General features: G+C 41.2%; 9 protein-coding genes. All 9 read right to left on the bottom strand.

The window, feature by feature from the left end:
• Positions 1-9 precede the first annotated feature (9 nt).
• The gene (locus BGP76_RS19780; RefSeq protein ID WP_119845936.1) at positions 10-3,282 is read right to left on the bottom strand and encodes a SusC/RagA family TonB-linked outer membrane protein; all 3,273 of its coding nucleotides are present in this window, start codon (positions 3,280-3,282) and stop codon (positions 10-12) included.
• Positions 3,283-3,294: 12 nt separating this feature from the next.
• Positions 3,295-5,766, bottom strand: coding sequence for a zinc-dependent metalloprotease (locus BGP76_RS19775; RefSeq protein WP_221409914.1), 2,472 nt, complete (start codon positions 5,764-5,766; stop codon positions 3,295-3,297).
• A gap of 128 nt (positions 5,767-5,894) precedes the next feature.
• On the bottom strand, positions 5,895-7,502 hold the full coding sequence (locus BGP76_RS19770) for a histidine kinase (protein WP_158584348.1): 1,608 nt from the start codon (positions 7,500-7,502) through the stop codon (positions 5,895-5,897).
• A 50-nt stretch (positions 7,503-7,552) separates the two neighbouring features.
• Positions 7,553-8,326 (bottom strand): LytTR family DNA-binding domain-containing protein, encoded by a 774-nt coding sequence (locus BGP76_RS19765; RefSeq protein WP_119845933.1) that lies wholly within the window; start codon positions 8,324-8,326, stop codon positions 7,553-7,555.
• Between the two features lie 128 nt (positions 8,327-8,454).
• Complete coding sequence (locus tag BGP76_RS19760; protein WP_119845932.1) at positions 8,455-9,372, bottom strand: sugar phosphate isomerase/epimerase; 918 nt, start codon at positions 9,370-9,372, stop codon at positions 8,455-8,457.
• Between the two features lie 216 nt (positions 9,373-9,588).
• Complete coding sequence (locus BGP76_RS19755) at positions 9,589-10,857, bottom strand: adenylosuccinate synthase (RefSeq protein ID WP_119845931.1); 1,269 nt, start codon at positions 10,855-10,857, stop codon at positions 9,589-9,591.
• Between the two features lie 7 nt (positions 10,858-10,864).
• On the bottom strand, positions 10,865-11,206 hold the full coding sequence (locus tag BGP76_RS19750) for an STAS domain-containing protein (RefSeq protein ID WP_073122689.1): 342 nt from the start codon (positions 11,204-11,206) through the stop codon (positions 10,865-10,867).
• A gap of 14 nt (positions 11,207-11,220) precedes the next feature.
• Entirely contained in the window at positions 11,221-11,694 is a 474-nt protein-coding gene (locus BGP76_RS19745; RefSeq protein WP_170863790.1) for a Fur family transcriptional regulator, read from the bottom strand.
• 59 nt (positions 11,695-11,753) lie between these two features.
• Positions 11,754-13,976, bottom strand: coding sequence for a bifunctional (p)ppGpp synthetase/guanosine-3',5'-bis(diphosphate) 3'-pyrophosphohydrolase (locus BGP76_RS19740; RefSeq protein ID WP_073122690.1), 2,223 nt, complete (start codon positions 13,974-13,976; stop codon positions 11,754-11,756).
• Positions 13,977-14,160 lie beyond the last annotated feature (184 nt).

Genomic DNA, 14,160 nt, shown 5'->3' with positions numbered 1-14,160 from the left:
TTGTCATGGTTAAAATGAGAGATTAAGACCTGCAGAAACAAGCTTTGGCAATGGTTGGGCGTAGGCACTACCATATGTCTCTGGATCAAAGTAGTTCGTATAGTCAGAGCCAAATACTAGGAGGTTTCTTCCCTCTAAATAAAACCTAACTGTAGACACTCTGAGCTTCGAAGCTGCAGCAGGTGATAAGCTATACCCTAGGCGAATACTATTGATTCGCAGATAAGAGATCTCTTCAACCCAAACATCTAGGTCATTATATGTATTGCCCCCATCTCCAGAGTTGAACCAGCTGTAGACCAAATCGGTATTAATACCAGCAGAATTGAAACCTATGAGACCAGGCAAGTCTCCAGTCCCAGCCGAAAAAACCTCAGTGCTGTAATTGTTACCTGGATTCACAGTTGTCATATGATATGGCGCGTTTCTCTTCACCGTCTGCTTGATGTTAAAATTAGCTGCAATCTGCAAATCAAACTGCTTGTATCTAAACGTGTTATTAATCCCTCCAGAGAACTTAGGCGTGGCATCTCCTACATAGGTATAGAGATCACGGTGTTCCTCTCGGGTCAACTGACTGCCATCTGTCCCCTCCAATAAATTATAAAAATCAACTGCGGACATGGTTTCTCCATCTTTGACAAAGAGCGGAATACCATTGCTATCTAGCCCATCCGTCTTGATCGCGAATATGGCATTGACACTATACCCTTGTAGTGATGGTTTAAAACTCTCCTCTTGAATCTCGACACGATCTACATTATTTCTGTTAGCAGAGATATTGAAACTGGTGCTCCATCTGAAATCAGTGTGATCGATATTGACCGTGGTAATTGACAGTTCAAAACCTTTGTTAGTCACTGTAGCCCAGTTCGTGCTGATCGTATTATACCCTGACTCTAACGGCACAGACTGTAGCCCTATCAGATCGGTACTCTTTCGGTAGTAGTAGTCATTGGAGATAAACAATCTACCATCCCAAATCCCTAGGTCAAACCCAATATTACTCGAAGTAGTTTTTTCCCACCTGAGATCACCATTAGGTGCTCCACTGGCTCTAATTATCTCCTCACTGATGCCTGGCAAAACACTCTCCGTACCATAGGTACCCACCACGTATGGTGAAGTGGTTTTATCAACATTTCCTTGGATACCATACGAAGCTCTAAGCTTCAGTATATCCAACCTACTACTATATAAGAAGTTCTCTTTGGCCAAATCCCAAGAACCAGCTACTGACCATATCGGCAGGTATCTATACTTTGGGTTGACCCCAAATAGGTTCGATCCATCATAGCGTAAACTGCTAAACAATGAATATTTACCATCATAGGTATAAGATAGCGTCCCAAAGAATGACGCATAAGCATTACTACTATACGATTTAGTATAGGTATCAAAGTTAGAATTAGTTGCTGCGCGCTCATTGGTAATCGGAACAGTTGTCAGTGTATTGGGGTTATAGCCAAAACCTCTCGACCTGACCATTGTATTATTATCTTCTCTAAACTCCGTCCCAACCAAAACGTCAACTTCATGCTTATTATAAAAAACCTGACCATAGTTGATCATCGTTTTCCAGTTGTATTGAAATGCATTAGCGTTAGTATTTTGAATGATCCCTCCCTCTGGCATATAGTACAGGTCTTCGCTATTATCTCCTAGGTACCGTGACTTTTGCTCATATTTTCTAGTATAGTAACTTTCCTGATCCGAAAACTGCTCTGCAGCATCATTGTCCAGTTGCAGTCCCAATTGACTCGTGATTTTAATCCCAATCTCAGAAGTATAGTCAATGCTAAAAATAGACTTCATAGAATTAGCGATCAGCTCGTTACTGGTATTAGCACGCTCTTCCAGAAGGTTATAGTCCAGATTGATATCTGACCGCTCTATTAAGTCTGGATCATATATGTAGTCTCCGTTGGCATCCTTCAGCCCTAGATATGGATTAGCTGTTCGAGCGTAGTACGCAGGATTGGTATAGGCATCTATTCCCGTGAGGTATGAACTAGTTCTATTTTGACTCCCAAACAATGCTACTCCTACTGTGAAATTATCAGTCAGATCATAATTATTCTTGAGTGTAAGATTGAATCGTTTTTGTTCAGCACCTATTGTAGCTCCTTTTTCATCAAAATAACCTGCAGAAAAATAATAGTCATTTCGATCATTCCCGCCTGACATGCTCAACCCATACTGCTGATTAATAGCTGCCTGATAAATTTCGTCTCCCCAATTGGTATCCGTATCTTTCAAACCATTAATAGCGGCTTGTACACTTGGGTCTAGACTTGAAAAACCATTGTTGGTAAAATTATTATACTCTCCGCTCTCGTTGAGTATACGTGCGACCTCTCCTTGCCCTTGTTGGTATCTTAGATCCGACCGACTAGCCATGTATAGCTCAAAGTCAACTTTTTCAGAAGAATTCATCAGGTTCAGCTTACTAAAGTCAGGTTTCTGTGTCACAAAAGTGTTAGCAGTAATATTGACTCTCGTCTTTCCTTTTTGACCATTTTTAGTCTTGATTACAATGACACCATTCGCTGCTCGGGCTCCATAAATAGAAGTCGCTGAGGCATCTTTTAGCACGGTGATACTCTCAATATCATCAGGATTGATTCCAGATATAGGATAAGATTTGAGCAAATCAATGTTATCCTTATCTGTAAAATCTGATGGAATATCGTCTCCTTCCAATGGTATACCATCTAGTACCCAGAGCGGATCTGACGAACCGTTGAGTGTAGAGGTTCCACGAATGTTAATCTTGGCTGGAGAGCCAGGTGCTCCATTAGTAGGTTGGACATACACCCCTGCAAGCTGCCCCACAAGCATTTGATCGATATTAGCGACCCCAGCTTGCTTGATTTCTACAGCCTCTACTTTGGCCATAGACGAGGTTGTCTTTCGCATGGTAGTTTCTTGATACCCAGTCATGACTATCTCATCAAGCATCTCCACAGAGACTTTCATCTCTATGAGCAGTCCTGTAGAATTCATCCCAGCGATATCGACCGTTTGTGATTCGTATCCCGTAAATGAGACCACCAGTGTATTAGCATCAGCAGGAGCTCTAAAGGTAAAATTACCATCTAGGTCTGCAATCGCCCCGACTACTGAGCGCTCACTACCGACAGCATCCATAGTGATATACACCGAGGCTCCAATTACCGGTTCTTTAAAATCCATATCTACGACCTGACCACTCACTTGCTTTTGATTTTGCCCAAAAACGATGGTCGGCAATAGAAATAATAAGTAAACAATTCTTTTCATTCCTTCTATCTCTTAGTTCTCTAAATTGTATTCGATTCTAGCAATCAAATCTTCATAATGCTCGCGCGTATCTCGGTCTCCCTTTTTACGCTTCTTAATTAAAAATGCAAGTATCCGTTCTAGCTCAGCGCGTTTGCCTGAGGCTATATCAGAGACTCTAGGGATATAGGTGTAGTGGATATTCTTAAAAGCCTCTGATTCGGGGGTCAGTGACTGTTCTTTAGTTTTCTTTAATAACTCCAACCGATCAACGGTCAGTACATCGACATAGTTCTTTTGTGTCATTCGGTCATACATAGACAAATTTTTAGTAGCAGCGAGTTCCTCAAAAATCACTTCGAACAAAGTATCGTAAATATCATGTGCCGTAAAAACATCTTCCGAATCAGACACCAATACCTCATTGTCTATTATTCGCATCAACCTATCTGTTTTGATTAGGCCAAACAACGCATTGGTTTGATATACTCTCATGAGAGACACAGGGGAATAATACCGCTCTCCATCAGGCGCGTCACGTACTACGTATGCTTTATGAATCAAATCAGGAGTAAATAGCCAGTGCTGTGGCAGTACAGCGTTCTCTATCAAATAGGCAAGTGACCGACGTTGGACATCTGCTGGTACTGGCACATAACTATCCTTACCATCTCCATATACAGTATTATTGAGATAGACGCCTCCGATGTTGGCCATGACATGTCCACTATAAGTGACCCACTGATCGATGACTCCTTTGTAGAGTTTGGATGCATTGTAGTAATCCTCACCCTCTTCATAAGTCCAGTCTATTATGTTAGGCACGATGCGCTTAAGATTGAGTAATCCATATTCACTAGCTGCTACTGCATCATCACCTAAGTCTTCTGATTGAGATCTTGGATCAACAACATCCTTTGGGCTCTGCTGTGCCCCAAAAAAGTACAAAGGATCATTTTCATGAACTCTGATCCATCGGTCCAAGGTTGACAACTCATCATGAGCCGTCTCCACATCTAACCATCTATAGCCCCAATTAATTGCATAACGATCATATACACCTATTTGAGGCGTAATCTCCTTGACAGAGTCCTCTGGTTGAGCGACATAATTAAACCTAGCATAGTCCATAATCGATGGAGCTGTTCCTCCCATATTAGCTGTAAATGAAGGGGAACGCAACGAATCTACAGGATAGCTATATGATGCCCCCATGTTATGGGATAGACCAAAAGTGTGTCCCACTTCATGCGATGACACGAATCGGATCGCCTCCCCCATATGTTCGTCGGTAAACTTGTTGGCACGAGCTTTTGGATCTATTGGGCCTGTCTGAACACGCATCCATTGATGCAATCCCATCATCAGGTTATGCCACCAAATGATGTCTGATTCCAGTATCTCACCACTCCGTGGATCAACTATAGCTGGCCCCATAGCATTTTGTTTTTCGGAAGCTGCATAGGTGATGACAGAGTATCGCACATCGTCCACATCGAAAGTCGTATCCTCCGCTACCGGGTACTTGACATGTAGTACATTTTTGAAGCCAGCAGATTCAAATGCTTCATTCCATTCCAAAACTCCCCGCTCTATATAGCTTCTCCACTGTGGAGGAGTAGCGGGATCTATATAGTACACAATTGGCTTTTTTGGTTCAACAAGTTCTCCAGCCTTGTATTTGGACACATCTTCTTTTTTGGGTTCGAGTCTCCATCTGGTGATGATCTCTCTATGCTCAACCTTATGTTGATCATCTGCATAATACTCCAGTGGAATGCCGAAATAGCCAATTCTATCATCAGCAAAACGTGGAGTCATCACCTCCTCTGGTAGCAAAACAATATTGATCGTAACACCTACAGAGAGTGGCAATGCTGGACCTCCCTCACTCACAGATGTAGTCATTAGAGATTTCACGACGATGTTTTCAGGAAAGGCCTTAACTTCTTCTATCTTAGACAAGTTAGCTTTAATACCTCCTCCTAATCCTGTATTCGCGAGTATGTCAGTAAAACTCTTCTCTGTCCCGTTGAAAACTTTATTAACCTTAATAACAACGGTCGTTGAGTCTTCATTTTGCGCTTCGATTTTAAACTCTTCTATTACTGATTCGCCAAAATTGTCTCGGACAGACAAAGAAATCGCATCATCTGCTGGCACTTTTACTCTAGGGTTAATTGTCTTCACCCATATTTTTTTCATCAATGTATCTTTATAAAACCGGATCAATTTGGTTTCATAAGTCATACCCTTATTCAATCCATGCCCATTCAATGCATAGGGTACACTTGACACCTTATTGACAATCAATAGATCCTTCGTCAATACAGAATCGGGGATTTCGAAATATACATCTTCCTTCATTTGATGTACTGAGAAAAGGCCTACTTGGCTCTTCGCTTCTTTCATCAATTTCGCATAAGAAAACTCACCATCAGTTTTGACACTATCAGCCTTACCTTCTACTTCCTGCGCATATCCAGAAAAGACAACTACAACCAATAAGGGAAAAAGGAAAACAGATTTCAAACAACTCACCATACTACACTCAATTTCCTCAAATGTATATTTACCTCTTTTCCTTAAAAAATAGAAAGGAGTCAATACGACATTAATAGGAGTGAAATGGTCTATACAGTGAGTAAAGGCAAACAGCAAATGTATTGATCCCCTACCACTCGCGCTCTAAATGTCGATACTTCGTAGTATTCATAGCTATTTTTCAAGTACTCTAACCCCAAGTGATGACTATCAGCTACGGCTCTAGGGTTATAATTATTACTAACCACGATTTGATCTTCCTTAACCTTAATTTCTATATACAATGGGTTCGTCTTGGTTATCTCATTGTGTTTGATCGCATTTTCTACAAGAGTCTCTAATGCTAACAACGGAATGGATTTGGTCATACTCATACCTCCGTCCTCATAGAGGATCGATACATTGAGACTTGTGCTAAATCTTATTTTTTGAAGAAAGATGTATTGCTGCAAAAACTCCATTTCCTCCTTGACGGTGATTAAATTCCCTTGTCTGTCTTTTAATAAGTATCGGTAGACCTCTGAGAGTTTGAGTACAAATTCCTGAGACAGCTCTGGATTCGTTTCGATTAACATGATCAAAGAGTTGAGCGCATTGAAAAGAAAATGCGGATTCATTTTTCGTTTCAAGCGCCTAAGTTGTAATACAGCATTCTCTCGCTGATATTTTTCATTCATGAGCTTAAGATGTTCTTTCTCTTTTTCTGTCACTCTATTTTTGACAAACTCCCTTTTAAGCTGAAATCTGGACAAACCGAGAATCATAATAAACGTCACCAGTGTCAATAGTCCAATCCAATAAAAATAACGCTTGGTATCTAAAAGTGACTCTTCAATATTGATCTGAATCGGAAAACTAGCAACCTGAATCACATCATGCTTTCGGTTGGTCTCTATCACGCTATAATACCGCATCACCTCCAATCCCAAATATTCTGAAACAGCCTGAATCTGAATAAACGGAAATATTCCTTTCGAACCTTCTTCATTATTCAACACATCCTGAATACTAACCTCTTCAAAATAAAACTCAATAGCCTGTCCAATGTATTTTGGATCAGGGTGCAGCATACAAATACCATCACCATTGAACAATACATTATACCCCCCACGTGAGTAATAGTTCTGAGAATAATACTCCCAAAAACGAATTAAATCCACATCATAACCAAAAATAATCACATCCCCCTTCGTGGATTTACCCATGATCATCTTTCGCTCCAATGTCGAAGAATCAGTCCGTACGATCTTGTTGATAGTACTCTCCATCGTCAGCGCCATCAACGCTTCTGCTTCCAAAGCAATACCTGCCCATTCTTCAGCATCTAGTATCCTAGACGAAAATTTATCGATCAACTCGCCTTTTTGGAAGACCATTACCCAACTATTGACAATCTTTTCATTGGTCAATGTTAGCTCACTGATCAAACCTAACCTAGAAACCAGTTGATCAGACGAAAGGCCATTACTAAAAGTATTTTCTACGTCTGTCATGTACAAGTCCAATGCATTGATCTCAAATGACAAGGCATTTTGCTGAGCAACGTGTTTTTCACGAATTACCTCTACTACCAATTCCTCAGTCACATCTGTAATTTTGGACGTAATCAACCCGATAATTACAAAAAACAACCCTACCAAAAATATACTGATATAAAAGTAGTGCTGATGCCTTTTGATATTTAGCAAAAATCCCATTTGCATTTTCTAATACTCCAATTTATCGTTCTCAAACCTCCAGACACGATTTATTCTACGCCGTTCAACCAATTTTTAAATGCTCCTACATTCTTTGCGCTTACCAATATTAACTCCTCGGAAAGAGCTCCTATTCCTAGTTCAACATTAATTCTATTCTTGCTGAATTTAGATAAAGTCTTGATCGCGGCATGACTCACGATATATTTTCGGTTGACTTTGAAGAAATCTTCAGGGTCTAGTTTAAGCGCTAAATTAGAAATCGTATCCTCATATAAGTAACTATCTCCCTCTTTTGTATAAAGATACAGGTACTTGTCATCCGCCATAAAACACCCTATATCACTACTCTTTAGCGAAATCAATTGATCACCTCTAGTGACTAAAAAACGCTCTTGGCTCTTCTTAGGCGCTTGTCCCTTAAACTCCTTAAGTAGCATTTCAATCTTGTCACCCTGTTCGCTGCCTGTAGCATTCAAACCAGTATACTTTTCCAATGCAGAATTGAGCTTTTCACGGTTGTATGGTTTCAGTAAATAGTCAATCGCAAAATACTCAAAAGACTGAATGGCATACTTATCAAAAGCCGTTGTAAATATGATCGGGGTTTTAATATCCAAAGAATCGAATATTTCAAAACTCATCCCGTCACCCAAGTGTATATCACTAAATATTAAATCACAACTGTTGTATTGAAACCACTCAAAAGCCTGCATTTTGCTATCCAAAATCGCGATGACTTCTAGATCATAAGGACTCTTGAGCAATAATTTCTCTAAAAATTCAGACGCTAAATCTTCGTCTTCTATGATTACTACTTTCATAAAGAAATAACTAAATCTTTAATGTCAAACGTTATTAATCTCTATTCATTTCCTCGTCAAGGAACTACCTTAAAAAAAAGAGGTTCTCTTATCAAAAGGCAACCTCATGTCCGAAAAATCATATCCTATTAATCCTCTCGATACTTCTCTATCAATGCTTTGGTCATTTTGATCCCTTCGTACTCAGAGACTCCATCTCCCTCGAACTCCACACCAATATATCCGTCAAAATCGCTGGTATTGATCAGGTCAAACATGCGCTGATAGTCTGTCTCAGCACATTCGCCCTGCTCATCAAAAGCAAATGTTTTGGCACTGATCCCAAAACTGTAGGGCAACAAATCCTTCACACCTTGGTATTTGTCATAGTCTGCAAAATTGCCAAAATCAGGTAATGCACCTACATTAGGGTGATTAGCCGTTGCTAGCGCATGGGCTAATCTCGCCCCATCACTAGAAAACGAGTTCATGTTCCACGAGCCATCCGGCATGCTGATACCATGATTCTCTATGATCACCATCAGCTCCTTTTCCTTAGCAACATCTCCCAGTTCTCTCAGTGACTTCACCAAAGCAGCCGTCACCGCCTCATCCGCCCCAAAGCCATTGCCATTGACACGAATAGACAAACATCCCAAAAACTGTGCAGCGTCCAGCCACTTGATATGATTCTGCACTGCGGTTTGGCGAGACACCTCTGTCGTATCCCCTAGATTTCCCTCATGATCGACCATGATCATCGTACTCTTCACTCCATAATGTTCACAGCTATCTTTGAGCTGCTGCAAGTATGCCATATCAAAATTATTGTCAGGAAACAACTGCGACACATACTCCACAGCATAGATCTCAAACTCCTCTGCCGCTACTCTCGGAAAGTCCAGATTATCCATCTCTCCACTTTTGATCGCACGGTGCAGCGACCATTCGGCTAGTGATATTTTCATCTTACTCATTTCTACAGTTTCTTCATTTTTCTGTGCTGGCTGACAGGCTACTCCTCCTACTACAAGGCAAACCACAGCGATCATATTTATCAATTTCATTATGCTTTTGTTTTATTATCCAATAGACTCGCAGCATTCTGCTTGTCCCATGTAGATGTTAGTAATTAGTAAGTCAAAACTATCACCTTCATTCCACACCTACCCTAGACATTCTGACCAATACCGAAGGATAATCGCTAAAAAGTTCACTTCCGTGAAAACAAAAAAACCTCGGCATCATAGCCGAGGTTTCAATTCTCTAAAGTGTCACAGCACTTATTTGATCAATGTCTGATCTCTATCTGGCCCTACTGATACGATATCTATCGGTAAACCTACTGCCTTCTCTATATACTCCACGTAGCGCTTGACCGTGTCAGGCAAGCCATCGTAGCTAGAGACACCTGTCAAATCTTCACTCCAGCCTGGCAATGTCTCATACACTGGTGAGAAAGTATCGTCAGATAGATCATGTGGTATCTGATCCGTCACGCTACCATCTTTGCTTTTATACTGAGTACAGATTTTAATCTCTTCAAACCCTGTCAATACGTCGGCCTTCATCATATAAAGGCGTGTTGCTCCATTGACCATGATCGCATATTTCAATGCAGGCAAATCTAACCATCCACATCTACGCGGACGTCCTGTCGTAGCACCGAATTCTCCACCGTTCGTACGCAGTGTCTCTCCCGTCTCATCATGTAGTTCGGTAGGGAATGGACCGCTACCTACTCTCGTACAGTATGCCTTGAACACTCCAAATATCTCACCGATACGGTTGACAGCCACACCCAGCCCTGTACATGCTGCAGCAGTCGTAGTGTTAGAGCTCGTCACAAATGGGTAGCTCCCAAAGTCAATATCGAGCATTGATCCCTGCGCTCCTTCTGCCAAGATTTTATCCCCAGCATCCAAATGACCATTGAGCATATACTCACTATCGATCAAGTCGAAGGTTTTGAGGAACTCAATGCCCTTGAAAAAGGCATCCTCTAGTTCTGTCAGGTCAAATTCAAAATCGTATTTGCTAAGAATTTCCAAGTGTCTCTTTTTAGACACCTCATACTTATCCATGAAATCAGCTCCCAGTGTATCACCTGCTCTGAGTCCATTTCTAGATATCTTATCTTCATAGGTTGGACCGATCCCCTTGAGGGTCGAGCCTATTTTCTTCGCTCCTTTGGCGTTTTCATATGCCGCATCTAGTATCCTATGTGTCGGTAGAATGAGTTGCGCTTTTTTAGATATTTTCAGTTTGCTCGGATTGTAGTTCTCGAACTTTTCCAAAGCAAGGATTTCCTTTTGGAAGATAGCAGGATCTAGCACCACTCCATTTCCAATTACATTAAGTGATCCTTCGTGAAAAATACCAGACGGAATCTGGTGCAATACGTGTTTGGTATCTCCAAACTTCAACGTATGACCCGCATTAGGTCCACCCTGAAAACGAGCAATCACATTATACTTGGGCGTCAAATAATCAACAATTTTCCCTTTTCCTTCATCTCCCCACTGGAGTCCTAGCAATACATCTACAGACATGCTTCTTTTATTTATTCAGTTCTTCTTTCGCTTGATCGAGGTTATCAGCGATCGCAAAAATCGCATTGAGTTTGGTGATAACCAATAATTTTTTAACATGATCAGAAGGGTTAATGAGTACGACCTCTCCACCATTGTTTCTAAACTTGGTCAAAATCGTAATCAATACGCCTATACCACTACTGTTGATATACCGTACATCGGTGATATCTATAGCGCATTTCGTAATGTTGTTGTTCAGGGTATCGTTGACTTGTGCGATGATTTCTGGGCCATTCTCTTCACCAATCAGGTCACCCTCAAATTGAATGATAGTCAAATCATTCTCTTGCTTGAAATTAAAAGTCATTTCGTGTGAATTAATTATTGAATCTTGTCCTTTTTGCTCTTTGCGAAAAAATACAACGAATGATGGGTAATGTCTATCTCAAACATCTCCTCTAGAGTTCGTTTGATATTTTGTATCCTCGGATCGCAAAACTCTAGCACTTCACCTGTCCCTTCCATCAGGATATGGTCATGCTGCTTAAAGCCGTAAGACTTCTCATACTGAGCCAGATTCTGTCCAAACTGATGCTTAGTCACAAGATCACACTCTACCAATAGATCCAAAGAATTATACACTGTCGCGCGACTGACGCGATAGTTTTTATTCTTCATACTGATATAGAGCGTCTCTACATCGAAGTGTCCAGACTTACTATAGATTTCTTCCAAAATCGCGTAGCGTTCTGGAGTTTTTCGCAATGATTTATTTTCCAAAAACTTAGTAAAGATGTTTTTCACCTCTTCATAAATCTTTGACCGTAACTCTGTATGTCCTTCTGTTTGGCTCAATTTTTTAACTCTATCTGTGTTTTTGACTTTCAGCGTGCAAATATAGCTTTTTATCGAAACTAATCTTCATATAAATCAAAGCGGTATGCTCTCTCTATTCCATTGATGCTTCCCAGCTTGTCTATCATCGTTTCAAGATGCGAAGTATCATCTACATATACCATCACACTCCCTTCGAATATCCCGTTGTCCGTATCAATACTCATCGATCTCATATTGACCTTCAGGTCGTTGGATATAATCTGTGTGATGTCATTGATCATACCAAGTCGATCCGTCCCTACTACTTTGATTCCTGCCAAGAAGGCGATCTCCTGCTGAGAAGTCCACTTGGCCTTGATGATCCGATACCCATAGTTAGACATGAGTTCGGTTGCATTAGGGCAGCTTGTGCGATGAATCTTGATCCCATCACTCACGGTTACAAATCCAAAAACGTCATCGCCCGGAATAGGTTTGCAACAGTTGGCAAACTTATAGTCTACCATATCCATATCCTCACCCAGAATCAATGGATTATCATTAGCCTCCTTGGCTTTTTTGGTAGCGTGAGCTACTTCATTCGGTTGATCGCTGTGTTTTCGCTTGTGCTTTTTCTCCTCTTTGACATCACTGATTTTCTTAATCTCTTTCGGATCGATCTTCCCTTTACCAACCTCGTAAAAAAAATCCAGTGGAGATTCAGAACCAAAGTATGCAATCATTCGGTTGATGGTATCATTGTTCAGATCGAGTTTGATCTGCTTCAACTTCCGAAGCACTATTTCTTTGCCCTCTGATGCCGCTTTTTTCTTTTCCTCCTTGAGATAGTCTTTGATACTCGCAATCGCCTTGGAGGTGATGACATACTTGAGCCAGCCTTCATTCGGACGCTGTTTAGAAGAGGTCAGTATTTCTACCTGATCACCATTTTTAATTTTGGTATTGAGTGAAACAAGCTTTTTATTGATCTTGGCACCAATACAACAACCTCCCACTTCTGTATGAATATCAAAAGCAAAATCCAAAGCACAAGAGCCATTCGGTAGCGTGATCAATTTACCCTTTGGTGTAAAGGCATAAACCTCCTCTTGGAACAGATTCGATCTAAAGTCATCTACAAATTCGATCGCTGAAATGTCATTCTGCTCCAGAGACTCTCGTACACTAGCGATCCACAGGTCTAACGAAGACTCTCCGCTAGACGCTCCGTCCTTGTACTTCCAGTGAGCGGCATACCCCTTCTCTGCGATATCATCCATACGCCGGGTTCTAATCTGCACCTCTACCCATTGACCTTTGTTGGTCATTACGGTCGTGTGCAAGGACTCGTAACTATTGGCTTTAGGGATGCTAATCCAGTCTCTTAGCCTGTCTGGGTTGGGCGTATAGTTATCCGTCACGATAGAGTAGACGTGCCAACAAGCCGCCTTTTCGTTCTCCTCCTCTACATCTATAATGATACGAATCGCAAACAAATCGTACACTTCCTCAAAAGGCACATTTTGCTTCTTCATCTTAGTAGCAATCGAATAGATCGATTTAGGCCTCCCTTTTATTTCTACTTTATACCCTTGTTCGTTGATCGTCTTCTGAACCGGTCGGATAAAATTGCGAATGAAGCGGCTTCTCTCCTCCTTCGTGTCGTTGATCTTTTTTGCGATATAGTTGTATTCGTCCGCTTCGCGGTACTTCATAGAGAGGTCTTCAAGCTCAGTCTTGATCGCATACAAACCTAATCGGTGCGCCAGCGGTGCATAGAGGTAAAAAGTCTCCGAAGCGATCTTGAGTTGCTTGTGTCGCTGCATACTCTCTAGGGTACGCATATTATGAAGTCTATCAGCTAGTTTGATCAGAATGACGCGGGTGTCCTTAGACAAGGTCAAGAGCATTTTTCTAAAATTCTCTGCCTGCTCTGACATGCTCTCTCCTGGCACGCCAGAGATTTTGGTCAACCCATCGATAATACGCATGACCTTGACACCAAACTCACGCTCCACGTCTCCAAGTGACCAATCAGTATCTTCCACGACATCATGCAGTAGCGCAGACACAATGGACGTAGTACCTAGCCCGATCTCTGCCACACAAATGTAGGCGACTTCTATCGGGTGATAGATATAAGGTTCTCCCGTTTTTCGACGCATATCCTTGTGCGCCTCTGCTGCAGTAAAAAAGGCCTTTCGAATAATCTTAGCGTCATCATCCTTTAGAAAGGGTTTGGCTCGTCTAAGCAGCCTCCTATACCGTCTGAGTATCTCTTTTTTCTCTTCTTCTACATCTACAACAAATGCATCTCCCATTCGAATTCCTTAGCTAAAACCTGTAAAAAGACTGATCTACAAAGATCAGAATTAGCACCTGAAAACAATTATTAAATTCTTTAAAATATTTACAAGATTGATGTTGCTTAATTCAATTTCTACACTAGCTTTGCACTTCCAAATTTTTCAGTCACGAGAATGTGATGAAAATGACAGAATCGCC

It is taken from the genome of Reichenbachiella sp. MSK19-1, from assembly GCF_003590315.1.
In the GTDB taxonomy this organism is placed as follows: Bacteria; Bacteroidota; Bacteroidia; order Cytophagales; family Cyclobacteriaceae; genus Reichenbachiella; species Reichenbachiella agariperforans.
Note: the sequence above shows the minus strand (reverse complement) of the source record. Positions and strands in the feature narration are given on the sequence as shown.